This window comes from Pantoea sp. SGAir0183 (assembly GCF_043545505.1).
On sequence record NZ_CP028053.1, the window covers coordinates 1,743,613 to 1,770,474 of the forward strand.

Below are 26,862 nucleotides of genomic sequence, written 5' to 3' on the forward strand. Positions count from 1 at the left end.
GAATGGATTCTTTACAACAGCGTCTGGCTAACGCCTCTCTGGCAGAAAACTTGGCCAGCATTACCGCGCAAATCCAGGCAAACCCTGCGGATGCCGATTTACGGGCTGCCTTCGTCCAGCTGTTGTGCCTTGCCGGTAACTGGAAGCGGGCACAGACACAACTGAAATCCTGGCTGGCGATGCTGCCGCAGGCGCAGCCCACCGTTACCTTGCTGCAACAGGCAATTGCGGGCGAAGTATTACGTGAGGCTGTCCTGCGCGGCGAGGCCGATCCCCAGTTGCCTGGCAGTGCCTGGCCCTGGTGCAATCTGATGCTGGCCGCGTTAAAAGCCGATATCGCCGGGGATAGCGTAGCAGGGGCGACACTGCGTGCTCAGGCGCTGGACAGCGCAGAAGCGAGTGCCGGTCGTGCCGTTGCGCAGGAGGGCGAAAGCCCGTTCGCCTGGCTGATGGACGGCGACAGTCGCTTCGGACCGATCTGTGAAGCGATTGCTAATGGTCGCTATTACTGGATTCCGTTTGCGGCGATCGCGGAAATGGAATTCCAGGCACCAGCAAGCGTGACGGATCTGGTCTGGCGTCATACGCGTTTGCAACTGGTGGATGGCAGTGAGCAAATCTGTCAGATCCCGGTTCGTTATCCTCTTCAGGAAGGCGCAGACGAACGCTTCCTGCGTGCCAGCATCACAGAATGGCAGGCACTGGACGGTGACGAAGGGCAGTTCATTGGGCACGGACAAAAAATGTGGCTCAGTGACGAGGCAGACTTTCCCTTACTGACGCTGCAACAGATGATTTTCAACGAAACTGAGTTACCTCATGAGTCGTAACGACAATTCATCCGGTGACGGCTATTCACAGCTGCATGGCGGCTATCGTTCGCGTAAAAATCGCGAAACGCTGACCGCGCGCGATAAGCTTCAGTCATCGCTGCTGGACAGACTGACGGATGATGCACCCGAGAAAGCGACAGAATCGGGCAACAGTTCGGTGATTACCCACAGCACGCTGCGACGCAATGTACTGCGCGATCTTCAGTGGCTGTTCAACACCATTAACAATGAAGCACAGCACGATCTTAGCGGGTTGAATGAGGTGCAGCGCTCTGTGCTGAACTTTGGCGTCGCGCCGCTGGCCGGACAGAATATTTCTGACATTGAGTGGCAGGATATGCAGCGGAAAATGACCGATGCCATCCTGCATTTCGAACCGCGTATTATACCGCAGGGCCTGCAGGTGCGCTGTGTCAGCGATCTGACCTCCCTCAGCCTGCACAACGTTTTGTCGATCGAGATTAAAGGCCGGTTATGGTGCGTACCTTACCCGCTGGAGTTTCTGTTCCGCACTCAGGTGGATTTAGAGAGCGGCCATTTTGAACTACAGGATGCAGGTTAATCATGGACAGCAAGCTGCTCGATTATTACAACCGTGAACTGGCCTATCTGCGTGAGATGGGCGCGGAATTTGCTGCGCAGTATCCGAAAGTCGCCGGACGGCTCGGGATGCGCGGCATTGACGTTGCCGATCCCTATGTCGAGCGGCTGATGGAAGGTTTTGCTTTCCTGACCTCCCGTGTGCAGCTAAAGATGGATGCGGAGTTTCCGCGCTTTTCGCAGCGCATGCTGGAAATGGTGGCGCCCGGCTATCTGTCTCCCACGCCGTCCATGGCCATTGCGCAACTGACGCCGGACAGCCGGAAAGGCGATATCAGCAATGGTTTTTTAGTGCCGCGCGGCACGATGATGGAAAGCCAGAACCTGAAAAAAACCGGTGTCACCTGTAGCTACAGCACGGCACATGATGTGATGCTGCAGCCGCTGCGCATCAGCGATGTCTCCCTGGGGGGCGTACCGGCGGATATTCCGCTGGGAGAACTGAAGGCACGCGGATCGTCCGGGGCGTCCAGTGCACTGCGCATCCGTATGACCTGCGAAGGCATTTCCTCGCTGAGCCAGCTCAGTCTGGACGACATTATGTTTTTCCTCAGCGGCCCGGATATTCAGGCGCTCAAGCTGATGGAGCTGCTGATGCAGCATCGTAGCGGTATTATTTTGCAGTCCGTGGAAGCAAAACCGCAGCGCCAGTCGCTGCCAGACGATGCGCTGGAGCAGGAAGGCTTTTCGCCGGATCAGGCGCTGCTGCCGGATGACCTGCGTAATTTCGATGGCTATCGTCTGCTACAGGAATATTTCGCTTTCCCGGCACGTTTCCAGTTTGTCAGCCTGCGCCAGCTCGCGCCGTTTTTGCGCCGCTGCGACAACACACAGTCTTTTGACATCGTTATCCTGCTGGATAAAGCCGATGCCGCGCTGGAAAGCGTGGTCGACAATACGCACCTGGCGCTGCACTGCACGCCGGTGATCAACCTGTTCCCGAAAACGGCTGAGCGACTCAAAGTCAGTGACAGCCAGCATGAATATCATCTGGTGGTCGATAACATCCGCCCACTGGACTATGAAATTCATTCGGTGAAGCGGCTGTTTGCCTCGGTGGAAGGGCAGCGTGAAGAGCAGATTTTCCGTCCCTTCTGGAGCACCTTCAGCCACGATGGCGGCGATTACGGCGCCTATTTCTCGCTGCGTCGCGAACAGCGCACACTGTCCGAACATGCGCTGCGCTATGGCACCCGCACAGGCTATATCGGCTCTGAAGTATTTTTGTCGTTGGTCGATCAAAACCACACGCCGTGGAACAGCGATATCCGCTACCTGTCTGCCGAGGTGATGTGTACCAGCCGCGATCTGCCGTTAATGCTGTTACAGCAGGAACAGGGCAACTTTGTTATGCCCGACTCAATTCCGGTCGGGCAGCTTACCTTATGCAAAGGGCCCACGCCGCCACGTCCCGCGCTGGCCGAAGGGCTGTCAGCCTGGCGGTTAATCAGTCATCTGCAGATGAACTATCTCAGCCTGATGGACAGCAGTGAGGGGGAAGGCGCGGCGGCCTTGCGCCAGATGTTGAGTCTGTATGCGAGCCTGGCGGAAACACCGCTAACGCGCCAGATCGACGGCATACGGCACTGCAACCTGAAAGCCGTGCACCGTCGCGTACCGGAACCGGGCCCGGTGGTCTTTGCACGCGGCGTGAGCATCGCGCTGGAAGTCGATGAACAGGCTTTTTCAGGTGCCAGTCCGTGGCTGTTTGGCAGCGTACTGGAGCGCGTCTTCTCTCGCCTCGTGGCGCTGAACAGCTTTACCGAATTCACCCTGAGCAGCCAGCAGCGCGGCGAAGTGGGCTACTGGCCACCGCGCATGGGTAAAAAGGCGCTGCTATGAGTGAAACGGCGCACATCATTCCCTTACAGCGGGCCGTTCGCCTGCCCGATGATTTCTGGCAGGCGGTCATGGCCGCTCCCTGGCGCTACGACCTGTTTCAGCTGTTGCGTAAGCTGGATGCCCAGAGCGGTCAGCGTTATGTCTTAGGTAAAGCGCCGCTGCCAAAATTTGAAGCCGTGCGCATCGGACAAACCCCTTCGCTGGCCTTTGCACCGTCCACCGTGTCACAGGTTAAACCGCGCGAGCAGGACGACCGTTATGACGTGGCCATCTACAGCTTTGGCTTGTTCGGCCCTAACGGCCCGTTACCGACGCACTTAACGGAATACGTTCGTGGCCGCATCGATCACCATCAGGATCACAGCCTGAGCGCCTTTGCCGATCTGTTCCACCATCGCGCCACCTTGCTGTTTTACCGGGCCTGGGCGAATGCTCAGCCCACCAGCTCGCTGGATCGCCGTGATGACCGACGCTTTCAGGATTACCTGGCCTGCGTGGCAGGCATTGGCTTACCGGCTCAGCAACAAGCCAGTTCGCTCAGCCTGCATGCGCGCCTGATGCTGTCCGGCCACCTCAGCCGTCACGGTCATGATGCCGAAGGCCTGGTGCGGATTCTGCGTCATTACTTTGGTGTGCCGGTGATGTTGCAGCAGAACGTGCCGCAATGGTTAGCGCTGGACAGCCGCGATCAGGCGCGGTTGTCAGCAGGACGCCACATGCCGCGGCTGGGTGAGTCCGCTTTCCTTGGCGTGGCCGTACGTGATGTGCAGCATCGCTTCCGCCTGCGCATCGGACCACTCAGTGCCGAGCAGTATGAACGTTTTTTACCCAATGCTCAGGGCGCGTGCGAAGTGCGCGACTGGGTACGTCACTATTTAGGGATTGAGATGCAGTGGGATCTCAGCCTGATCCTGGCGGCCGACGCCGTGAAAGGGGTAACCCTGGGCGGTGAGGCGCGGCTGGGCTATACCAGTTGGCTTGGACAGCAACCGCAGCCCATAGATCGTGAAGATTTTGCTTTTGAGGTTGAGGCCATGCCGTAACGGCGCAACCGCTTTCCCCGATATTTAGCCGCTTCTTTCATTAAAGAGAACCGATATGTCAGAAATCAGCCGTGCCGTACTATTTGGCAAACTGGATACGCTGTTATTTACCTCGCTTGAGAGTGCGACCGCCTTCTGCAAACTGCGTGGCAACCCCTACGTGGAGCTGGTGCACTGGCTGCATCAGCTCATGCAGCAGCAGGATGGCGATCTTCAGCAGGTGATTAAGCACTTTTCACTGGATGAAAACGCGCTGACGCGGGATATCGTCGCTGCCCTGGACCGCCTGCCGCGCGGCGCCAGTGCGGTCTCCGATCTCGCAGAACACATCGACAGCGCCGTTGAACGCGCCTGGGTTTATGCGTCGCTAAAATATGGCGCGAACCGCATTCGCGGCGGGCATCTTCTCATCGGGATGTTGAAAACCTTTAATCTGGCCAGCGTGCTGAAAGGCATCTCGCCGCAGTTTTCGCGCATCAATGCCGATGCGTTACTGGCGCAGTTTGATACCTTGCTGGCGAACAGCAAGGAGGTTCAGCAGGCCGTTGTGCCGCCTGTCGGTGAGGCCGCCGCGCCAGCGGCAGCGGGCACCAGTACGCTGGTGCAGTATGCACAGGATCTGACGGCCCGCGCACGGGACGGAAAAATCGATCCGGTCGCCGGCCGTGATGAAGAGATCCGCCAGATGGTGGATATTCTGATGCGCCGCCGCCAGAACAACCCGTTACTCACCGGTGAAGCCGGCGTGGGAAAAACGGCGGTGGTAGAAGGGCTGGCGCTGCGCATCGCGGCCGGTGACGTACCTGCACCGCTGCGCGACGTACAACTGTGGCTGCTGGATATCGGTATGCTACAGGCTGGTGCGGGCATGAAAGGTGAATTTGAAGCGCGCTTACAGGCGTTGATCAACGAGGTGCAATCCAGTCCCACGCCGATTGTGCTGTTTATTGATGAAATTCATACACTGGTAGGCGCGGGTGGACAACAGGGCACAGGCGATGCCGCCAACCTGTTAAAACCCGCCCTGGCCCGTGGCCAGCTGCGCACAATTGGCGCAACCACCTGGGCCGAATACAAAAAATACATTGAGAAAGATCCCGCGTTAACCCGCCGTTTCCAGACCGTGCAGGTGCAGGAGCCGGATGAAGCGAAAGCGATCCTGATGCTGCGCAGCACCGTCAGTGCTCTGGAGAAACATCACCAGGTACTGCTCCTGGATGAAGCCGTCAGCGCCGCCGTAAAGCTGTCTCACCGCTACATTCCTGCCCGTCAGTTGCCGGATAAAGCCGTGGCGTTACTGGATACCGCCTGCGCCCGCGTGGCCGTCAGCCAGGGCGCTCAGCCGCCTGCGCTGGAAGATTGTCTGCACCGCCTGGCGGCGCTGGACATTGAAGCAGACATTGCGGAACGCGAAGCGAAGGTCGGGCTGGGCGATGAAACCCGTCAGTCCGCCATTGCTGCGCAACGCAGCGCACTGGAGGCCGAGCGTGATGCGCTGGACGCCCGCTGGCAGCAGGAGCGCGAACTGGTCGAAGAGTTGATTGCACTCCGTGCCCGCTGCGTGACGGAAGGAGAAGCCTCGCTGCGTGAGGCGCTGGATCACACCCGGCAGAAGCTGCAGGCGGTCCAGGGTGAAGCGCCCCTGCTGTTTGCCGCCGTGGATGCCAGTGTGGTCGCAGCGGTGGTATCTGACTGGACCGGTATCCCACTGGGCCGCATGGTGAAGAACGAAATCGACGCTGTGCTGAATCTGGCCGATACGCTGAACCAGCGCGTGATTGGTCAGCGCCACGGTCTGGATCTGATTGCCAAACGCGTCCGCACCTCGCGCGCCCGTCTGGATAATCCCAACAAACCGGTCGGTGTGTTTATGCTCTGCGGCCCGTCGGGCGTGGGCAAAACCGAAACCGCGCTGGCGCTGGCTGAGTCGCTTTACGGTGGTGAACAAAACATAATCACCATCAACATGAGCGAGTTCCAGGAAGCGCACACCGTATCAACCCTGAAAGGTGCGCCTCCGGGCTACGTCGGTTACGGGGAAGGGGGCGTACTGACGGAAGCCGTCCGCCGTCGCCCTTACAGCGTGGTACTGCTGGATGAGATTGAAAAAGCCCATCCTGACGTGCATGAGTTGTTCTTCCAGGTGTTTGATAAGGGCTGGATGGAAGACGGGGAAGGCCGTCACATCGATTTCCGCAATACCATTATCATTCTGACCTCTAACGTCGGTACGGAACTGATCAGCGCTCTGTGCGCCGATCCGGAACTGATGCCGGAGCCAGAGGCTCTCAGCACCGCGTTACGTAAACCGTTGCTGGAGGTTTTCCCGCCTGCGCTGTTGGGCCGTCTGCTGGTGGTACCGTATTATCCGCTGAGTGATGAGATGCTGGCGGAGATTGTTAAACTTCAGCTGGGACGCATTGTCCGTCGGCTGGAAGAGAATCACGGTATTGAGGCCGTTATTGACGATTCGGTGGTCAGCCAGATCGTGCAGCGTTGTACGGAAGTGGAGTCTGGCGGTCGCATGGTCGACGCCATCCTGACCAATACCCTGTTGCCGCAAATGAGCCAGATACTGCTCAGCGCCCATGCCCGTGACGAACGTTATCGTCGTGTGCAGGTCAGCTGTGAGCAGGGCGAGTTTGTTTGCCAGTTTGCTGTCTAAAGCCGTTCGTTATCAGAGAGCGTTCGAATATGTCGGAACACGATAATCACCAGACTGTACCCAATGCGCTACCGATTGGTTACCGGTTCAATGAGTTTGAAATCAAGGAAGTCATCGGCGGCGGTGGCTTTGGCATCGTCTATCGCGCGTGGGATCACCAGCTGGAACGCGATATCGCCATCAAGGAGTTTATGCCGTCCTCACTGGCTGTGCGCAGCGACGATCTGAATCTGGTACTGCGCAGTGAACGGTTCAGTAAGACGTTCCATGCCGGCCTGAACAGTTTTATTCAGGAAGCCCGTCTGCTGGCGCGTTTTAACCATCCTAATCTACTGCATGTACTGCGCTTTTGGGTGCAAAACGACACCGCCTACATGGGCACGGTGTTTTACAGCGGGACCACACTGTCAGCCCTGCGTGAGCGCAATCCGCAGCTGATCGATGAGAACTGGATTCGTCGCCTGCTGCCGCCCCTGCTGGGTGCGATTAAGACCATCCATGATGCGGGTTATCTGCATCGGGATATCTCGCTGGATAACATCCAGATTCAGAGTAACGGCGATCCGGTGCTACTGGATTTCGGCTCCGCGCGCAAAACCATCGGTAACCTTTCGGATGAAAGCGAAACCATGCTGCGTCCGGGTTATGCGCCGATTGAGCAATACAGCGACAACGATGAAAGTGAACAGGGCGCGTGGACCGATATCTATGCGCTGGGTGCCGTACTGCACACACTAATCACTGGCGCACCGCCGCCGGTGAGCGTGGTACGCAGTATTGAAGATAATTATCAACCGCTGGTTCAGCGTGCGCCGGCCGGCTACAGCCAGACCTTGCTGGCGGCAGTCGATCGCGCGCTGGCCCTGAAACCGGAAGATCGTCCGCAAAGCATTGACGCCTTTGCGGCCTCCCTGGTGCTGCCAGAAAAAGCGCCCGAACCGCTGCCGGAAGTGAAAAACACCGGGCCGGGCACGATGCTGGTGCCGGTAGAAGAAAACGACGAGGCCGCTGCACCGGCCACACCGCTGAAGAAACTGATGCGTAACCGCTTTGCGTTACCGGGCATGGTCGCGGCGGGCGTGCTGGTGGGCGTGTGTGCAGGTTTACTGATGGCGGGCGGCGACAAACAGGACGCTGAACAGGCTGACGTTGCGCAGACGGAAACGGCCCCGGCAGCTTCCTCCGCATCGCAGGCACCGACGGAGCCCTCTGTTACATCGGCTCAAACCCAGACGGCGCCAGCACAAACGCAGACTGCCCAGGCCCAACCGGAAAAAGCGCAGGAACCGGTGGCACCGCCACCTGCGCCCGTCGCGCAGGTGTATATCAAATTACAGCCCGGCGAGCGCGTTGAGGTGAACGGCCAGCCGCAGGCGGTTGTACCGGCAGCCAATGGTTTTGCCGCACTGCAACTGGCACCAGGCAATTACACGTTTTCAGTGACAGGTCAAAGCGGCGAACGCGAACAGACGTTGACGATTAATCAGGAAGGCGTCTGGTTACTTGATCCTCATATTTAACAGGTATGTCTATGTTTTCACGTATTACTGTACAACTTCCCGCGCAGGGACTGCTGTTCCGTCGTCTGAGCGGCCGCGAGGCGCTGTCTGAATCGTTCGTGCTGGAAGCGGAGCTGCTTTCCACGGACGCGCGCATTGACCGCCAGTCGCTGCTGGGTAAACCGGTCACCTTCACGCTGCCGACGGACGGTCTGATGAGCGCGCTGAACCCGCGCTATATCAACGGCAAAATCACCCGGATTGGGGTACGCAGCGAGGAGCTGGGCGGTGTGCGCTATGCGGTCTACGGGCTGACGGTGGAGCCGGACCTGTGGCCGATGAAGCGCGACCGCAACCTGCGCATCTTCCAGAGCCAGACGGTGCCGCAGATTGTGCAGACGCTGCTGAAGGAGTATGCGGTAAACGTGGAGACGCGCCTGGCGGGCAGCTACCGGGTGTGGGAATACTGCGTGCAGTATCAGGAGAGCAGCTTTGACTTCATCAGCCGGCTGATGGAGCTGGAGGGCATTTACTACTTCTTCCGCCACGAGGCGGACAAGCACACGCTGGTGCTGTGCGACGCGCCGGACCAGCATCAGCCGTTCCCGGGCTACGAGACAATCGCGTACCACGTGACGCCGTCGGGCGGCAGCGTGACGGAAGAGGGCGTGAGCCAGTGGGCGCTGGCGGAGAGCGTGACGCCGGGCATCTACAGCACCGACGACTACGACTTCCGCAAGCCAAACGCATGGATGCTGCAGGCGCGCCAGAATCCGGTGTCGCCGACGCCGGGTTCAGTGGACGTGTACGACTGGCCTGGCCACTTTGTCGAGCACGGTCACGGCGAATACTACGCGCGCGTCCGCCAGGAGGTGTGGCAGGCAGAGCACCACGAGGTGAGTGGAAGCGGAACGGCGACGGGTATCGCGCCGGGCTACACCTTTGCGCTGCTGAACGCGCCGCACTTCAGCGACAACGGCAAATACCTGGTGACGTCGGCGTACTATGACTTTGAAGAGAACAGCTACGCCAGCGGCGACGTGGGTGCCACGCGCCACAACATCGACTTCACGGTGCTGCCTGCCGCGGTGACCTTCCGTGCGCGCCCGGAAACACGGTGGCCGAAGACGCACGGCCCGCAGACGGCCAGGGTGGTGGGGCCGAAGGGTGAGAGCATCTGGACGGACAAATACGGCCGGGTGAAGGTGAAGTTTCACTGGGACCGTCTGGCGAAGGGTGACGACACGAGTTCATGCTGGGTGCGGGTGTCAAGCGCCTGGGCAGGCCAGGGGTTTGGCGGGGTGCAGATCCCGCGCGTCAACGATGAAGTGGTGGTGGATTTCATCAACGGCGATCCCGACCGTCCATTGATTATCGGCCGGGTTTACAATGAGGCCAGTATGCCGCCGTGGGCACTGCCCGCTGCCGCCACACAGATGGGCTTTCTGAGCCGATCGAAAGACGGCACGGCGGATACCGCTAACGCATTGCGCTTTGAGGATAAGGCGGGTGAGGAGCAGGTATGGCTTCAGGCGCAGAAGAATATGGACACCAACATCAAAAATGATGAAACGCATACTGTTGGTGGGGAACGAAGTCACTATGTCGCTAAAAGTGAGTTACATCGTGTTGAAGTCAATCAGGTACAGGCTGTTAAAGGCGACACTGAGATTTTGACCGGTAAAGGTAAAGTTGATGCTGTAGTCGAGCAATATGTTCTGGCGTCGGGGACCCAGCTACGCCTTGTCTCGGGCGAAAGTGCCATCGAACTGAATGCAAATGGCACTATCAATCTTATCGGAAAAGATTTTAATTTCTTCGTCGAGAAGGACGGCAATATCACCACAGGTGGAAAACTGAATCTGAACACCGAAGGCGCGCAACCGGGCACCTCTGCGCCGGGGTCGGGACACAAAGGCGATATCATCGCGGCTGTTCAGGAGAAATTTACGCCGGGAAAGCCGGGTAAGGCAGGTGCTTTAGCAAGCGCACCTGCCGACGCTTCAAATAATGCCGTTGCCCCCGCTAACGTGCAAACGCCCTCTTTCAGTGGTTATGGCAAAGATGTAGACAGTTTGGTTGAGAAGTCACCTACCATGAAACAGGACATCACCACCCTGAAAAAGCGTGGATGGGTTTTCAAAGAGGGTGAGGCGGGGAAAGGGACGTTTGCGGATCGTCAAGGTCGTATCATCACTGTCGATAAAAGCAACATGAATGATGCTGCTAAAGTCGTACAGTCGCTGTCACATGAAAGTGGACATGCACTTTATAAACCCAATATTGATCTGAGTTCTAAGGATAATTACCTGAACAGCACACTCAGTGATGAGGGCGCAGCCACACTAAATAATATTCGTGTACAGCGTGAGATCATTGCTAATCACGGTGAGGACATCGGCATAGCAGGCAATACAGCGAATCAGAAAGATTACAATGCTATCTTCGACTCCCTGCAAAAAGGTGACATCACTGAGAGTGACGCGAGGATGAAGATCGGGCGTATATTCGGAAAAGGTGAGAGGACCTCCACGACGAAGGAGCTATACGAGGATTATTATGGGGGTTGGTATGATAAAAATTACCCGGCAAAGTAAGCTATCAGTCATGTTACTGGCAGGTTTTTTTATAAGCGGATTAGTGGAAGCAAAGATGCAAGCAAATGATATATGGAGTTTTGTCACGCAAATGCGTTCCAGTGTGAAGAGTTTATCTGTACAGGCTATTCACAATGCCCCACTGGCGTTTAAATTAAAAAGTCAGAATGAATATATCAATTTTTACCGGGCTGACGGGATCAGGCTTAACGATGCGTTACTGATTAACGATATTGAGTTGCGACTGAGTAAAAGCCCTGACGGAATGGCACCTTTTCTGAGTTTTTCGCCGCAAGGGAAGTGCATTACGCTGAATGAGATCAAAAACCATTATCGGACTATCCGTTTAACGGATTACCCGCGTGGTCAGTCTGAGAATGAGCTAACCAGCTACACATCACCTCCCGATGCCAACGGCCAGGTCATCACCTTTTCATTTACGGCTAAAAATCCAGACTGCCTGAGCAGAGTGATTATTACTTCTGAAGAGTAAAGGAACGGCTTACTGACAATGATGGTCTGGTACAAAGCTCAGCAGCAATTGTCACCTCTTTGTGCGATTATCTGGCTTTGAATGTTCCTCTCTCATCAGAAAATATATGACGTTAATCAGGTTATTTTTGACACTGGCGTTTTTTTTCACGCCTGTTTTAAGTCTGGCAAATACGGTGTCGACAGAAGCAGTACCTCCACTGAGCAACGACGATTTCTCTGTCCTGCTCAACGACTACGCTTTCACCCCTGGTGACGCATGGAACAATCAGAGCTTCGTCCGTGCGGGCAAAGCCTTGAGCTCGGTTGTGGCCGGAGAAGTGGTCATCGATGAACAGCGATACAACTATTTCCAACACAGCTATGACGGCTTTGCGTTGTTCAGCGCAACGGCGGTGGGAAACGCCAGCCATACCATTCTGGCGGAGATTCTTGTGGACGCTGCCAGCGTGCCGACGGCTCGCAATATTGTGGTGGGCGATAGCGTGGAACAGGTTCGGCAAGCCTATGGCCCAGGCAAAGAAAGTGACAGCGATAATCAACACTGGCTTATCTACAAGCTGGGTGAGAAACAGTTGATGTTCGAAATTGACCAGCAAAAGGTCAGCCATATCATGTTGAATACCACTATGAGTGCCAGGCAGCATGACATCAGCGCAGACCAGGCTGTCAGCGCGGCAACGGAAGCCATTCACACTTATCACCTGACAACACTCAACGATCAATGTCTCAGGTATGATGTTGACGACAGCAGTGATAAAAGTTTCTTTATCATTACGGTTCGCGAAGACAACCATGACGTCAGTTGTGGCGGCGATCCGGATATCTCTCCTCGTCTTTTCGACATTAAAGTGGCGCGTGATAACACTCAAATACTCACTAACGCCGATGATGCCGATGGCACATATCGAAGCCTGAATACGTCAGCCACACCCAATCAATAAACGGACACCCTATGAATTATCAGTTCAATGAAGGCGCATTTGCGCTGTTTCCTGCTGCGTGGCAGGACACCACCATGAATATTTTGCGGGATGAGGCCAGTGGGCTGGCATTCGTTGTGAGTCGTGGTGTCATTCCTGAAGGTAGCGATGCGGAGACGGAGTTCCAGCGTCAATGGGATACATTACGCAGTCAGATGGGCGCTATTCAGCAAACAGCGTTTGTACGGGTTATGGCTGGGATTGATAGCGCGCTACAGGCGCTGGAAGTTGAAACCGCCTTCGAGCGCAATGGACAAGCTGTGTGGCAGCGGCAGTTGGCTACTCAGGTTCCTGACAGCAACATTTTCATGATTTTTACCCTTTCCGCGATGCGTCCTTTCAATGAAGAAGATGGAGAGCGCTGGAAGAGTTTTAAACACAGTCTGAGTCTGAACAATCCACGGAAAGCATAAGCTATGGATAACCATGCGGCCCGCGTGGGCGATGAGATCATTCACTCCAGCATTTTTGCTGATATCACCAGTATTGTCGCTGAGGGCGCAGCCTACGCCGTGATCGGTGCGGCGGTGGGCGCGGCGGCAACCGCCGCCGCGCCCCTGTTAGGTGCAGGGATGGCCGCGGCCGGTGTGGCCGCTATTGGTTCCAGCTGCCTGCTCAGTGGTATTCTGGGCGGCGTACTGGCCAATGCCGTTGGCCTCTCAGAGGACATCACTAAAGTAGCCGATGGGCTGGGAAACATGCTGTTCCCTCCTTCGCCCGCTGGTGTGATTGCCAGCGGATCAGAAAATGTTCTGGTGAACGGTCTTCTCGCGGCACGTGCGGCGGGCATGCTCGTATCCGGAGAAACTCCACCGCCGGAACCGCAGTCACCCAAAAGCTTTGCCGATTACGGCGGCATGTTGCTCGCTGCAGCCAGCCAGTTTGGCAGTGCGATGTGGCAGCCTACGGTTGCGTCTGCCGATGCCGGAACGTCTCCGTTGGAGCAGGACAAAGTTGTCTGCGAAAAACACGGCGCGCCGCAATATCTGGCACAGGGTTCTAAGCAGGTTTTTATTAACGGGCAGCCAGCCGTTCGCGCCAAAGACAAAACCACCTGTGAAGCCACGGTAAGTGACGACGTTTCACCCAATGTCATCATTGGCGGTGAAACCGTGACGGTAAGAGAGATCAAAAGCGGTAAAGTACCAGGGCTGGCTTTAGCGATGATCGGCCTGTCCCTGATCCGCGGTCGACCTAGTCAGATTCTGAAAAACATGCCCTGTGCACTCGCCGGTGCGGCCGGGGGGATGATGGCCGATATGGCGATTAATGCGGCCTTTTCGTCGCTGTTCCCGGTTCATGCCTCGACTGGCGTCAAAGTCCTCAATGATGATGCCGAACGTGATTTCTCCCTTCCTGGCCGTTTTCCGCTCAGTTTCCAACGTAGTTACAACAGCCTGACGCAGCGCAGCGGATTATTTGGTCTGGGCTGGGCAACGGTGTTCGACAGCTATTTAGTGCTGGATGGCGCACAGGCAACCTGGTTTGATGACAACGGGCGCGAGCTGCGCTTTGCGGTGCCGGGGGATAAAGAGGTGCTTTACAGCATCAGTGAAGGACTGATGGTGCGCCGTAATGAAATGGGCGATATCGCTATTGCCGATGATGATGGTGCGGTTTGGCGGCTCTATAAACCTACAGCGGCGAATCCTCAGGTACTGCGTCTGGCTTCGCTGAGCGACGAATACGGTAACGCGCTGGAGATGGGCTGGGATGAGCAGGCGCGTCTTGTGCGTATTCATGATGCACCGTTGGCCATCGACGTCACACTGCATTACGGCGACAACCAGCACCCCCAGCGCCCGACCTCCGCCAGTCACTTTGATGGTGAACAGCACTGGCCGCTAGCGCACTGGGACTATACAGAACAGGGCCAGCTTGCCAGCGTCACCGATGCGGCTGGCATTACCTCGCGCCGTTTCCGTTATAACGACGATGGGTTAATGATCTGGCATCAGCTGCCGGGCGGACTGGAAAGTGAATATCGCTGGCAGAAACTGGATCACTGGCGTGTGGTCGAGAACCGCACCAATACCGGTGATGGCTGCCATATGCACTACGATCTGGAAGCAGGCATTACGCGGGTGTCGACCTATGACGGTCAACAGCGCGAACACCACTGGAATGCTGCGGGCCTTATCACCTGTTTCATTGATGAACGGGGCGAGAAGTGGCGTTATGAGTGGAATGAAAACGAACTCATGACGCGCCGCATCGATCCGCTGGGCAATGCGGTGAGCTTCACCTATGACGATCTTGGTAACCGTGTTGAAGAGAAAGATGCGGACGGCGGTGTGCAGGCAGTGCAATGGCTGTCCCACCGTTCTCTGCCAACGGTCGTTGCAGGCGCAGACGGCTCCACAACGAAATACTATTACGATCCCCATCATGGCCTTGAGCGTGTGGTCGATGCGCTCGGGCAAAGTACCGTTTATAAGCGGGATGAGTTTGGGCTGGTTATCGAAGAAATCGATGCGGCAGGCAACAGCTATCGTCGGGAGTTCAACGATGCAGGCCAGGTCATCCGTGAAACAGACTGCTCAGGGCTGACGACGCGCTACCGCTATCATCCGCTGGGCTGGCTCAGTTGTGTGACGGCGCCGGATGGTGAAGAAACCCGTTATCACTATGATGCAGCAGGCCGTCCTGTTTTGCTGGAGCGGGCAGAGGGCTGGGAAGAGCGGTTGCGCTGGAGTGACAACGGCCTGCCGCTGGCCCATGAGTCAGCGGATGGCAAACGCAGTGAATTCCGCTATGACAACGTCGGGCGCTTAATCGCGAACCGCAATGCCCAGGGTGAGACGGTTCAACGCAGCTGGGACAGCCGTAGCCGGTTAACGGCGCTGCAAAACGAGAACGGCGAGCAGTATCAGTTCGAATGGGGCGCAGATTCACTGCTGCTGGCCCAGACTGGACTGGACGGCGTGGCCACGCGTTATGAGTATGATGCTGCGGGCCGCACGTTAGCACGCACTTTTGCCGCCGGGCATCCTCAGGCGATTACCCATCGCTATCACTGGAGTCGGGCCGGACAATTGCTGGCGCGCACGACACCGGAAGGTCAGACGCGCTATCACTACCGTGGTGGTGGTCAGCTAAATAAAGTGTCACACCATCTGCCACTGTCTGACACCGAGTGGAGCCAGCAGGCTGAGCAGGAGATTACGTTTACCTATGATGCGCTGGGCCGCATCGTGAGTGAACAGGGGGAGCAGGGCACACTGGCCTGGGAGTACGATGCGCTGGGTAATTGCACAGCCCTAACCCTGCCGGATGGCCGCAACCTGAAGCAGCTTTACTACGGTAGCGGTCATTTACTGAGCATCGCACTCGACAACCTGCCGGTGACGGAGTTTACCCGTGACACATTGCATCGGGAACTCAGCCGCACGCAGGGCGGTCTGACCACGCGCAGTGAATACGATCGTCTTGGCAGACTGCGCCGCCGTGACGTTTTCAGGGGGGAAGCCCAGCGACCTGCACCGCGCGTCTGGTCCCGCCGACGCGATTTCGATTACGGCAACAACCTGATCCGTGAAGAGCGCGACGATAATCCGTTCAGCCAGACATTATGGCACTACGATAACGCAGGTCGTTTGTTGTGCCAGGAAGGCGCGCAGCCTGGTAATGAACACTGGCGCTGGGACGGTGCAGGCAACCCGCTGGATCGCCATGCCGCTTCCCACGTCATGCATAACCGCGTGACCGAACTGAACGGGATTCGCTGGCAGTACGATATTCATGGCCGCACCACTGAGAAGGATGACGGCCAGACCCGCTGGCGCTACCGTTACGATGGTGAGCATCGTCTGACGGATGTCATCAGCGAGCCGCGTGATCGCAATAAGCCACGCAACAAAGTGAGCTTCCGTTACGATCCGCTGGGCCGACGCATCAGTAAAACCTGCCAACAATCGTTACAGGGTAAGCCGTCTGGTCATGCTGTCACAACGCGGTTTGTGTGGGAAGGTTACCGTCTGCTGCAGGAAATCCACGACGATATTCCGCTGACCTATGTGTACAGCGACAGCCAGAGCTATGAGCCACTGGCCCGTATTGATGGCGTGGAAAGTCCGGAGATATTCTGGTTCCACTGCGCCGCGAATGGCACGCCAGAACTTTTAACCGACGTTGAAGGCCAGAAGACATGGGAAGGTGTGAACAGCCCGTGGGGCAAACTGCTGCGCGAATCGAATCAGCGAATTCCGGTGGTAGAGCAGAACCTGCGTATGCAGGGCCAGTACCTGGACCGGGAAACGGGGCTTCACTATAATTTGTTCCGTTATTATGATCCGGACAGTGGCCGGTTTACCCAGCATGATCCGATAGGGCTGGCGGGGGGGATTAACCTTTATCAGTATGCGCCGAATGCACTGGGATGGGTGGATCCGTGGGGGTTGATGAATTGCAAAAATCCTTCTGAGGAAGCAACAAAATGGCAAGGTCCAAAAAACCCCGATTACCCAGGAATTGACGTTTACAAGAACAGGAAGCTTAAAAAAGGTACAATTCTCTATGCTCTTTACCCTAATGGCGACCAACAACCTGCATATGTAGTGACGTTCCCTACTGTTAATCAGTACAGAGGAGATCCGTTAGGTTATCATCAAGCACTGCAAGTTAAATTGGATCCACGCTGGCCTGTGCGTACGAAATTAAGAGCATTTTATGTAAGCGAAGACATTGACGTTGCTTACGGTAGAGCTGCAGCGAATAAAATGTATGGCGATGGTGGGGGGCTTCAGTTCTTCATACCAGAGGAAATGAGACATTTATTAATCCCAGGGAAAATTATTGATATATGAAAAAATTAAAAGTTGATCCAATTACAGGTACAATAATTTTAGATGAGTTAGGTCTGGACGTTACAGATGAAGACACTTTTTGTGAAAGTAATTTCTATAAAAGCATGAATAGTAAAGGGAGTATAAAAAAAATTATTCCTCATCATTATCTAATCGAGTCAATAATTTTTTTTAATAAAGAATTTGAAATGCATATAAGGCCGATATGCTTTAACTTTCCGTTTATGGTACAACTTATAGATAAGAAAAGTGAATATTACGATTCCTTAAGTGATTGGGATAAACGAACCAATATTAAAATGTTAAATGAATCAGTAGAAAATTTGTCTAATTGGCTTGGTTCATCACTAGAATTAAGAGAGCCAGATTTCATTTCAAATGAAGTAGTAAGGTGGGAGTTCTCTTGGGGAGATATTTCAGTTTCCTATGAGACAAGATCATTCAACCATGGTATATACATCACATGGAATGCTGGTGAGTAATGAAAGTCATAATAACGAGTGAATTTATTTAAGGTTAACGAAAACCAAGAGTTTGCGTTCATATAAACCTGACTGCTGGTATTTTTAAAAGGTACCGCTAGTTCGAAACCCATAATTGAAATTTTTTTAGGCAGTATCTACTATACAAAGAGATTAATAACTTATCGTATGAGTATTACCGGTTTTTGAAAAAGCATGTTGCTCCTTTATGGGATCTGGAATATTCCGGCTCTCATGGCTATGCACATCGATATGGAGTTCTGAAAAAATCTGTATTAATTTTTATAGTTAAAACCAGAACCCTGTACAAAGCTCAGTGAATTACCAAACACGGGCTGGTTGAATATAAAAGCCAGCTTCTTCATAAATACCTAAGTAATCTGACGTCCGGAAAATTACTGATTGATAGCTGAAACCTTTAAGTCTCAAAAAGTGCATGAAACTAAAATAATTGTAATTATCCATTTACCTTATAATATTCAGAACCGGTATGCCACTTGTCACGTCATGCATAACCGCGTAACCGAACTGAACGAGGGCCGCTGGCAGTAGGATATTCATACTTTATCAGTATGCGCCGAATGCGCTGGGATGGGTGGATCCGTGGGGGTTGAGGCGTACATGTAAGCCTAATAAACCAACTAAACATAATGATCACAACCAAGGCGCGTTTGCAAGACAGTGGCAGGGGAGAGGCGTATATTAAGGGCGTGATACTTGGACAAATACTATGTTGAAGGAAGGTGATATTGTCTATGGTGGTGTGCCCGGACAATCTGGCTTTTATTTCGACAAAACAACTCTGGATGCCGCAGGCGGGAGCAGAGAGTCACTTTGGAAAAGTTTACAGGTGTTACCACATCCAAAATTTGGCTATCGTGGTCAGATACAGGCTTACAGGGTAAAACGCGAAATAATTGTTGGAACTGGCAAGGCATTATCACAAGATCTAGAAAAATTCGGAAGTGGTGGTGGAACACAATTTTCCCTTTCTAATTATAAGGCTGTTTTAGAGCCTGTTGGAAATACATTTAGTATGGGGATATGAAATGAAAATTAATAAAGAATACGGAAGTTTGGATTTTGAGAATGGATTGATTATTTCCTCTACTTCGACTAAGAAAAATTTGTTTGCGATGGGTGGTTTATTTTGGGAGGGATGGCCTGACAATGGTGATGATACCGTAAATTATCGAGCCGTTTTTAATACGAAAAACAATAGGCAAGGTGATATTTACCTGATCGTATTTTTATCTCATAAAGGTGATGAGAATGCCACAGTAGTAAGTTGGTGCTTTGCACCTGATAATCTATTGATGGGAGAGCAAAATAAACCAGAGGGTAAAGTTACACGAAAATTAAGAGAGTGGTTTAAAGTGCAATCTGGTTGTAATCTTCCAGTCTATGGCGCGTGGGGACACATTGATGCAGTATATGACCCACATAACAGAACAGGTATGATTACTTGTAACTATCGTTCAGGCTTTGAAGATGCAAAGTCATGGAGTAATTATTGTGAATGGAATAAGTTAAAATTTTAATGTTGATAGTGAAGTATCTTTATATGGATTATTTATGGTTTTTCAATAAATACCATTTGTAGTTATTTTCTATTAGCTAATCTTTTTATCCTGCTATATATAATAACTATTTGCGGTGTGGTGGGTTTTATCATTAATTTTAAAGTTGGTTTTTTGGCAATTCAATCATTGACGGTATTTTAATGAGATTTTTATCATGGCTTGTCGGGCGTGATATCACTGAATTACTGCAACATGGTTTCGAAATAGATGAGGTAATCGCACTACAGGAAAACTCCATACTTGCCTGTTCCACTACAGAGCTTGAGCTTTATTTTAAACAGCCTGCTGAGTCTCTTCCCTGGCAAAATGCCTTTCCGATTGCAATAGTGCTGGAGCTGGTGCTGGTCGCCTTTGCATTTAATTTGCTGATATTTCTGCGCGCTTTACTCTGCTCAATCCACAAGTACATGCGTTGATTTTTTTTATTCCCTCAATCGTCATTATTGGCGCGGTACTCACGGCCAGTTACCTGCTTGCCCGAGGCAAAACAACCGGTGTGGCGGGGCTAGCATACGTCTGTGGGACATTGCTTATATTGACCGTTTTCTATTGAGCTTTGCTCAAAGTCGCTGGCTGAATAAATGGCTACACTTACGCAGGATATCGGTTTCAAAATCATTGGGTTAATGAATTACCTGTCAGGTGCGTACGTCGCCTGTTCAAGCTCTGGAAAGCGATCTGGTGCCTGGTTTCGGCTGGGTACTTCAGTATTACGCAAGATTCGTATTATCGCTTCTGCCGCCTCGTCTGCACCGCCCATCATTATGCCGTTTATTACCGCTGAGTTGCATGCCATGGTGATGCTATTGATACACGTGTCCGGTACAAATACCACTTCAGATCGGCGCTCAGAAAATATCAACGAAAAAGGCAAAACCATGTAGCCACTCACGCCCAAAAAAATTTCATTTTCCTCGCTTGAAATCCCACTAAATGATCCTATAAATGTCTGTGAGCAGCGGGGGAGGTCCCCACGCCGATGAGCTTTTGAATGAACCATTAATTCAGGAGGTTATCACTATGGCATTACGTAATTTTCCCGTATTTCCTTCTATCGCAGATTCTGCCTTTTCAGACCGGTTTAACCGTATCGACAGGCTGTTCAGCCAGTTGACCGGTGATGCGCCCGTGTCGGTTTCCCCCTCTTACGACCTGAAGCAGGTTGATAACGAACACTACGAACTGACCGTCAGCGTGCCGGGCTGGAAAGAAAGCGAGCTCGAAATCGAAGTGGCAGGCGGTCGTCTGACCGTGACCGGACAGAAAGAGGAGGTCAGCGATAACGATACGGAAAAAGAAGGGCAGAACAGCGGTTGGCTGCACCGTGGTATCAGTCGTTCAGACTTCCGTCTGAGCTACAGCGTGCCGGAGCATATGAAAGTGACCACTGCACGCCTGCAGGACGGTTTGCTGCGCGTCGGCCTGCACCATGAAATACCGGAAAGCGAGAAGCCTCGTCGCATTCCGATCGAACACCGTACGGCGGAAGCCATTGAACATCAGGCCTAATGGCAGGTTAACGAAAAAGCGGAGGGCGCTGACGGCGTTCTCCGCGCTTTTTCATCAAGGTGCCAGAGAATCAGGAGGCGGTAATGAAAGTCATCAGCGTGCCCGAAGATCGTGCTCTTTATCCCAAACTGGTTGGCGAAACCGTAATGGCGGCAAAACTACAGTTAGGCCGCACCCGGTTGTCGGTGAATTACAACAAAGTGCCTGGCGGTATCATGCCGGTGCTGGTGGTGGATTTCTACAACGAAAAAGGCAAGCTTTACTCCCTGTGTTACAACCTGCCGCCCGATACACCAGAGCGCACTGAACGTCGATTGTCGCTGTTAATGCGGCTGATTGAAAAAGAGGCCAGTGAGGAAAAGCTGGCTGAGGCGGTATAAAACCGATAAGTGCAACCAAAACGAAGAGGAGGTGACGATGCTCAACACACTCATGCTACATACCTCGTTGGGTGCTGGCATGCTAGCGATGACGGCCAGCCTGTTTCACAACCGTTTTAAATAAGCTGTTTTCGTTTTCTCTCTTCAGGGTGCCGACATCGCGGCACCCTGTTTCATTTGTGCCCGCCGCTTGTCTTTCTGTGCCTCAATTGTTATGTTATAACATATCTAGTTATAGGGTGAAAAACATGCCGTCGTCCAGAGCGTTACCTCAATCCGATCCTGTTTTGCAGGTCAACATTGCGCAGTTGAACCGAACGGACGGCGAACCGCTCTTGCATCACATTCACTTCAGCGTCAGAGAGGGAGAGCGGCTGGTCATCATCGGGCCAAACGGCAGTGGCAAGACGTCATTACTGCGGGCAATGTGCCGTGAGTTATCGTCACCGCCACAGGCGATTCAGCTTAACGGCGCATGTCTGGCAACGTTTTCACGGCAACAGCTTGCCACCTCCATAGCCGTGATGGCGCAGAATGATATGCCCGATCTCAGGCTGTCGGTTGAAGAGTACGTTGCGTTGGGCCGTATTCCGCATCTACGCGCCTGCCCGGCAGGAGTAAATCAACGGATCGTTCACGAGTCTATTGATGAAACCGGTCTTTCAGCACTAAAAACACGCCCGCTGGCTGCGCTGTCCGGGGGAGAGCGACAACGTGCTGCACTGGCGCGCGTGCTGGCGCAAAAGCCGTTATTGATCTTACTGGATGAACCGACGAACCATCTTGATCCGCTGGCCCGCCAGCAGCTACTGGCACTCATTAAAAACAAAGGGATTACGGCAATAGCGGTACTGCATGACCTGTCCCTGATTGATACGTTTGCCGATCGTGTGCTTATCCTGTCGCAGGGCGAGCAAATTGTGTGTGATCACCCGTCGCGCGCGCTGACGTCGCGCTATCTCCAGCCCGTGTTCGGCTTAAACAGCTTTACCGTAAAACATCCTGCCAGCGGTAAGCGCTTACGTATTTTTGAGGTGCCCGACTGTGCATGATGCATTGAGTAAAATCGGTTTTGCCGCGTTCCTGGCCGTGACGCCAGCCATGTGGGCCAGCGCGAGTGATTTTCCTGTCACCATCGACAGTTGCGGCCAGCCCGTGACGTTCACCTCGCCGCCTGCGCGAGCCGTGATTAACGACCTCAATATGGCAGAAATGGCTTTTGCGCTGCATCTGCAGAACCGTATTGTCGGTCTCACCGGCATCAGTGGCTGGTACAAGATGACGCCGGCCTTTAAGCAGGCCATGAGATCCATCCCTGAGCTGGCACCGAAATATCCCTCACTGGAAACGTTGCTGGCCGCGAGCCCTGATTTCTTTTTTGCTGGCTGGAATTACGGGATGAAAGTGGGCGGTGACGTTACGCCTGCTTCACTGCGTCAGTACGGCATTAAAACCCTGGTGCTGAGTGAAAGCTGCGTCTTTACGCAGAAGGACAAGCAGAAAGCGACCATGGATCTGCTCTATAACGACGAGATTAAACTGGGCAAAATTTTTGGCAAGCGGGCCGAGGCCGAGGCGCTGGTGACGGACTGGAAGCAGCAACTGCAGGCCTTACCTCAGCGTCCGGCTGACACGCCGCCTCGAAAAGTCTTCGTTTACGACTCAGGCGAAGATAAACCGTTCACCAGCGGACAATATGCCATGCCGACCGCCATCATTGAGGCCGCCGGAGGTAAAAACGCGATGGAAGCGCTGGAGATGAGCTGGGGCACCACCTCCTGGGAGAGCGTGGCGGCCACGCAGCCGGATTTTATTATCTTGCTGGACTATCAGACCGGCAGTGGGGCAGAGGCACTGCGCCACTTCCTGGAAAATCATCCGCTTATGAAGCTGACGCCTGCGGTGAAGCACCACCGCTACCTGAAGTTACAGTACGCTGAACTCACACCGGGGCCGGCCAATATTCAGGCCGTGGAGAAGCTGGCTCATGCGCTCTATTCGACGGATGCGCCGTGAATCGATTGCCGCATCGTTATTCAGGAATAATGAGTGCGTCCTGCCTGCTGCTGGCGATCCTGATGCTGATCAGCACGGCGGGAGGCACCGTGTCATTGTCTTTAACGCAGGTGCTGTCCGCACTCGACATGGCAGACGCGCCCGTCTCTGAAATGGTAACCCGAATCGTGATCGACCTACGGTTACCTCGCACGCTGCTGGCCGTGATGACGGGGGCTGGCCTGGCCATGGTCGGGGCTTTATTGCAAACCACCACCCGTAACGATTTAGCCGATCCGTTTTTATTTGGTCTGTCCTCTGGGGCCTCAGCCGGTGCTGTACTGGTGATTACCCGCTTTGGCGATCGGCTGTCGGCGTTAACCTTGCCTGTTGCCGCTTTCGCGGGTGGGCTGTTTTCAGCCGCCGCCGTCATGTTGCTTTTTCATTTCAAAAAGCAACGTTCAGCAGAGCACTTGATTCTCTGCGGGCTGGCCGTGTCATTTCTGTTTGGTGCGGTGACCAGCTATTTGATTTTTTCAGGCGACCAGCGCGCGGCCAGCTCGGTGATGTTCTGGTCACTGGGCGGGCTGGGATTAGCCAGCTGGCTTAACCTGCCTTATGCACTGGTAAGTCTGGCACTACTGGCAGGGTTTGTGGCGCTGCGCGGGCGGCAGTTGGATGGATTGCTGGCGGGCGAGCAAACTGCACTCTCGCTTGGTATTCACGTCAACCGGTTACGCATTGAGGTGTTTCTGTGCTGTGCGCTGGCAACCGCGTTGCTGGTGGCCCTGACCGGCGTCATTGGCTTTGTCGGACTGATGGTGCCGCACCTGTGTCGGCACATCACCGGCGTGAAACACCGGTTGCTGATCCCACTGTGCGCACTCTGGGGCGCCATTTTGTTGTGTGCTGGCGATATTGCCAGTCGGACGCTGCTGGCCCCGCAGGAGCTGCCCATTGGCATCATCACAGCGGGCATTGGGGGGATGTTTGTGATTGTCCAACTGACGCGCGCCCGACCCTGAATGCTGAAATCCGCCGCTGAGTAAGACCGGTTCACGGTGCCTGACTCAGTAAGGTAATTTCATTATTTCATTCCGAGACAGCTGGCAAATAATGGCGAGCGATCTTCTGCAATCAAGGTATTTCCACCGAGGATTGCCGGATTGCCTGGCTTTATTATGAATGTAATAGCTATTCACACTTCTTTGCATTCGGGTAACATATTAGCCATTGTCTTATTTACTTAAACAATTGAACCGATCCATCCTAAACCTTAAAACAAACGTACTCACGAAGTCCCGCGTGACTTCAGTCTGACGTCAGGGTTCGATTTATGCTCAATCGCATTACTGTTCAGTTACCCGTTGAAGGCTTGCTGTTCTGGAAGCTATCTGGCCGAGAGGCCCTGTCTGAATCGTTTATCTTAACGCTTCAGGTTTTAGGGACCGATGCGCGTATCGAACGCAGCGCGTTGCTGGGTAAAGCCGCTACCGTAGTGGTGCCGACGCAAAGTCTGGCAAATCCACGTTACTTTAATGGCAAGATCACGCGGGTGGCGGTGAGCGCGGTAGAGATGTCAGGCACGCGTTATGCTGTTTACACGTTAACGCTTGAGCCAGATCTGTGGCCGATGAAACGTGACCGGAATCTGCGCATTTTTCAGGAGCAAACCGTTCCACAAATCGTGCAGACGTTACTCAGTGAGTATCAGGTTAACGTGGAAAATAACCTGTCGGGTAGCTATCGCAGCTGGGATTACTGTGTTCAGTATCAGGAAAGCAGTTTTGATTTCATCAACCGACTGATGGAGCTGGAAGGCATTACCTGGCACGTTCGCCATGAGGCCGGTAAGCATACCATCGTGCTCACGGATGCCACTGCGCAGTACACGCCATTTAGTGGCTATGAAGTGATCCCCTATCATCAAACGCCTTCAGGCGGTTCCACCAGTGAAGAAGGGATAAGCCAGTGGGCCCTTACTGACAGCGTGACGCCGGGTTTATACAGTCTGGACGACTACGATTTTCGCAAACCTAACGCCTGGCTCTTCCAGGCACGACAAAATCCAACATCTCCTTCACCCGGCACCATTGATGTGTATGACTGGCCGGGGCGGTTTGTGGAACATGGTCATGGCGAATTTTATGCCCGCATCCGTCAGGAGCGTTGGCAGGTAGAGCATCAACAAACCCACGGCACCGCGACGGCAATGGGGATTGTGCCGGGCAGCACGTTCCAGCTCACCAATGCGGCCTTTTTCAGCGATGTCGGTGAATATCTGGTGACTGCTGCTGACTACCAGTTTGAGGAGAATCGCTACGCCAGTGGCCCGGACAGCCAGACGATTCATCGTACGGAGTTTAGCGTGATACCAGCGGGTGTGGTGTTTCGTCCTGAGCAGAAAACGCCGTGGCCGCGCACGGGCGGCCCGCAAACGGCGAAGGTGGTCGGGCCGAAAGGCGAAAGTATCTGGACCGATCGCTATGGTCGGGTCAAGGTTAAGTTTCACTGGGATCGGCTGGCAAAAGGTGACGATACCAGTTCCTGTTGGGTGCGTGTTTCCAGCGCGTGGGCGGGACAAGGTTTCGGCGGCGTGCAGATTCCACGCGTAGGCGACGAAGTGGTGGTCGACTTTATTAATGGCGACCCTGATCGGCCAATTATCACCGGTCGCGTCTATAACGAGGCCAGCATGCCGCCCTGGGCTTTGCCCGCTGCCGCTACGCAGATGGGATTCATGAGCCGCTCAAAGGATGGATCGCCTGACAATGCCAATGCGCTGCGTTTTGAAGATAAACCCGGCGAAGAGCAGCTCTGGTTGCATGCTGAACGTAATATGGATACCGAGGTTGAAAACGACGAAACTCATGATGTCGGCAGCAATCGCACCAAAACCGTTGGTAAAGACGAAACCAGCCATATCAAGCAGAACCGTACACGGACCGTGGATGGCAATGAAACCATCTCGGTTGGACAGGACCGCAGTAAAACCATCAGCGGCAATGAAACCACCACGGTTCAGCAAAATCGTACGGAAACGGTGAAAGGTAATGAAACGCTCAGCGTTGAGCAAAACCGCGATGAAACCATTACCGGAAACCATACCACGACGGTGAAAAGCAATAACACCGGCACAGTAGAAGGGAAGCAAACGCTAACGGTGATTCAGGATCGGACCCGTACGGTGCAGGGCAATGAAAAGGTTAGCGTGCAGCAAAACCGAACCGTGCAGGTGACGGGTAATCAGACACTCGACGTGACGGGTAATCGTCACGTCAGTGTCAACAGCAATGAGGCCCGTACCATTGCGCAAAAGCAGGATGTGACGATCGGCGCTGGGCGCACGCTCAGTATCACGGGGGGCGATACCCGCTTTACTCAAGGAAGCGTGGCCGACAGTGCCACGGATACGTTTCATATCAACGTCGGTGAGAGCGGGATTTTAATCAGCAATGGCAGCGTGCAAATTACGGCGGGCGGATCGACGATTACCATTAATGCCGCCGGTGTCATGGTGAATGGCAAAAAGATTGAACTCAATGCTTGACAGG

General features: G+C 54.0%; 22 protein-coding genes. All 22 read left to right on the plus strand.

Translation table 11 applies throughout. The features are described from left to right. The first annotated feature begins 2 nt into the window (after positions 1-2). Positions 3-830, plus strand: a complete 828-nt coding sequence (locus C1N59_RS08125; protein ID WP_110268310.1) for a type VI secretion system accessory protein TagJ — start codon at positions 3-5, stop codon at positions 828-830. After that, entirely contained in the window at positions 820-1,395 is a 576-nt protein-coding gene (gene tssE, locus C1N59_RS08130; protein WP_039338225.1) for a type VI secretion system baseplate subunit TssE, read from the plus strand. The genes C1N59_RS08125 and tssE overlap by 11 nt, the downstream gene beginning before the upstream one ends. A gap of 2 nt (positions 1,396-1,397) precedes the next feature. Beyond that, positions 1,398-3,275: a type VI secretion system baseplate subunit TssF gene (gene tssF, locus C1N59_RS08135; protein WP_033742148.1), complete on the plus strand. Its 1,878-nt coding sequence runs from the start codon at positions 1,398-1,400 to the stop codon at positions 3,273-3,275. Next, entirely contained in the window at positions 3,272-4,318 is a 1,047-nt protein-coding gene (tssG, locus tag C1N59_RS08140) for a type VI secretion system baseplate subunit TssG (RefSeq protein WP_394550533.1), read from the plus strand. The genes tssF and tssG overlap by 4 nt, the downstream gene beginning before the upstream one ends. A gap of 55 nt (positions 4,319-4,373) precedes the next feature. Further along, the gene (gene tssH, locus C1N59_RS08145; protein ID WP_394550534.1) at positions 4,374-6,983 is read left to right on the plus strand and encodes a type VI secretion system ATPase TssH; all 2,610 of its coding nucleotides are present in this window, start codon (positions 4,374-4,376) and stop codon (positions 6,981-6,983) included. Between the two features lie 29 nt (positions 6,984-7,012). After that, positions 7,013-8,503 (plus strand): serine/threonine protein kinase, encoded by a 1,491-nt coding sequence (locus tag C1N59_RS08150; protein ID WP_054687602.1) that lies wholly within the window; start codon positions 7,013-7,015, stop codon positions 8,501-8,503. A gap of 11 nt (positions 8,504-8,514) precedes the next feature. After that, positions 8,515-11,079 carry a type VI secretion system Vgr family protein gene (locus C1N59_RS08155; RefSeq protein ID WP_054687604.1) on the plus strand — a complete coding sequence of 855 codons (2,565 nt, stop codon included), beginning with the start codon at positions 8,515-8,517 and terminating at the stop codon, positions 11,077-11,079. Then, the gene (locus tag C1N59_RS08160) at positions 11,054-11,572 is read left to right on the plus strand and encodes a hypothetical protein (RefSeq protein WP_226375844.1); all 519 of its coding nucleotides are present in this window, start codon (positions 11,054-11,056) and stop codon (positions 11,570-11,572) included. The genes C1N59_RS08155 and C1N59_RS08160 overlap by 26 nt, the downstream gene beginning before the upstream one ends. 175 nt (positions 11,573-11,747) lie before the next feature. After that, a complete protein-coding gene (locus C1N59_RS08165; protein WP_394550535.1) occupies positions 11,748-12,515 on the plus strand; it encodes a hypothetical protein in 768 nt (255 codons plus the stop codon). Positions 12,516-12,526: 11 nt separating this feature from the next. Next, complete coding sequence (locus tag C1N59_RS08170; RefSeq protein WP_033742127.1) at positions 12,527-12,967, plus strand: DcrB-related protein; 441 nt, start codon at positions 12,527-12,529, stop codon at positions 12,965-12,967. 3 nt (positions 12,968-12,970) lie between these two features. Next, entirely contained in the window at positions 12,971-17,359 is a 4,389-nt protein-coding gene (locus tag C1N59_RS08175; protein ID WP_394550536.1) for an RHS repeat-associated core domain-containing protein, read from the plus strand. Further along, on the plus strand, positions 17,356-17,841 hold the full coding sequence (locus tag C1N59_RS08180; RefSeq protein WP_394550537.1) for a hypothetical protein: 486 nt from the start codon (positions 17,356-17,358) through the stop codon (positions 17,839-17,841). The genes C1N59_RS08175 and C1N59_RS08180 overlap by 4 nt, the downstream gene beginning before the upstream one ends. A gap of 730 nt (positions 17,842-18,571) precedes the next feature. After that, positions 18,572-18,889 (plus strand): hypothetical protein, encoded by a 318-nt coding sequence (locus C1N59_RS08185; RefSeq protein ID WP_394550538.1) that lies wholly within the window; start codon positions 18,572-18,574, stop codon positions 18,887-18,889. A gap of 1 nt (position 18,890) precedes the next feature. Next, positions 18,891-19,382 carry a hypothetical protein gene (locus C1N59_RS08190; protein ID WP_394550539.1) on the plus strand — a complete coding sequence of 164 codons (492 nt, stop codon included), beginning with the start codon at positions 18,891-18,893 and terminating at the stop codon, positions 19,380-19,382. Positions 19,383-19,564: 182 nt separating this feature from the next. Continuing rightward, a complete protein-coding gene (locus tag C1N59_RS08195; RefSeq protein ID WP_226375019.1) occupies positions 19,565-19,840 on the plus strand; it encodes a hypothetical protein in 276 nt (91 codons plus the stop codon). A gap of 165 nt (positions 19,841-20,005) precedes the next feature. Beyond that, positions 20,006-20,308 carry a hypothetical protein gene (locus C1N59_RS08200; RefSeq protein ID WP_110269041.1) on the plus strand — a complete coding sequence of 101 codons (303 nt, stop codon included), beginning with the start codon at positions 20,006-20,008 and terminating at the stop codon, positions 20,306-20,308. Positions 20,309-20,444: 136 nt separating this feature from the next. Then, on the plus strand, positions 20,445-20,933 hold the full coding sequence (locus tag C1N59_RS08205) for an Hsp20 family protein (protein ID WP_033742122.1): 489 nt from the start codon (positions 20,445-20,447) through the stop codon (positions 20,931-20,933). 83 nt (positions 20,934-21,016) lie between these two features. Then, complete coding sequence (locus C1N59_RS08210; protein ID WP_394550540.1) at positions 21,017-21,313, plus strand: hypothetical protein; 297 nt, start codon at positions 21,017-21,019, stop codon at positions 21,311-21,313. A gap of 248 nt (positions 21,314-21,561) precedes the next feature. Then, complete coding sequence (locus C1N59_RS08215; RefSeq protein WP_394550541.1) at positions 21,562-22,365, plus strand: ABC transporter ATP-binding protein; 804 nt, start codon at positions 21,562-21,564, stop codon at positions 22,363-22,365. Positions 22,366-22,414: 49 nt separating this feature from the next. Continuing rightward, positions 22,415-23,329, plus strand: a complete 915-nt coding sequence (locus C1N59_RS08220; protein WP_394550803.1) for an ABC transporter substrate-binding protein — start codon at positions 22,415-22,417, stop codon at positions 23,327-23,329. A 29-nt stretch (positions 23,330-23,358) separates the two neighbouring features. Further along, positions 23,359-24,333 carry a FecCD family ABC transporter permease gene (locus tag C1N59_RS08225; RefSeq protein WP_394550542.1) on the plus strand — a complete coding sequence of 325 codons (975 nt, stop codon included), beginning with the start codon at positions 23,359-23,361 and terminating at the stop codon, positions 24,331-24,333. Between the two features lie 311 nt (positions 24,334-24,644). Continuing rightward, the gene (locus C1N59_RS08230) at positions 24,645-26,858 is read left to right on the plus strand and encodes a type VI secretion system Vgr family protein (protein WP_054633587.1); all 2,214 of its coding nucleotides are present in this window, start codon (positions 24,645-24,647) and stop codon (positions 26,856-26,858) included. The last annotated feature ends 4 nt before the right edge of the window (positions 26,859-26,862 follow it).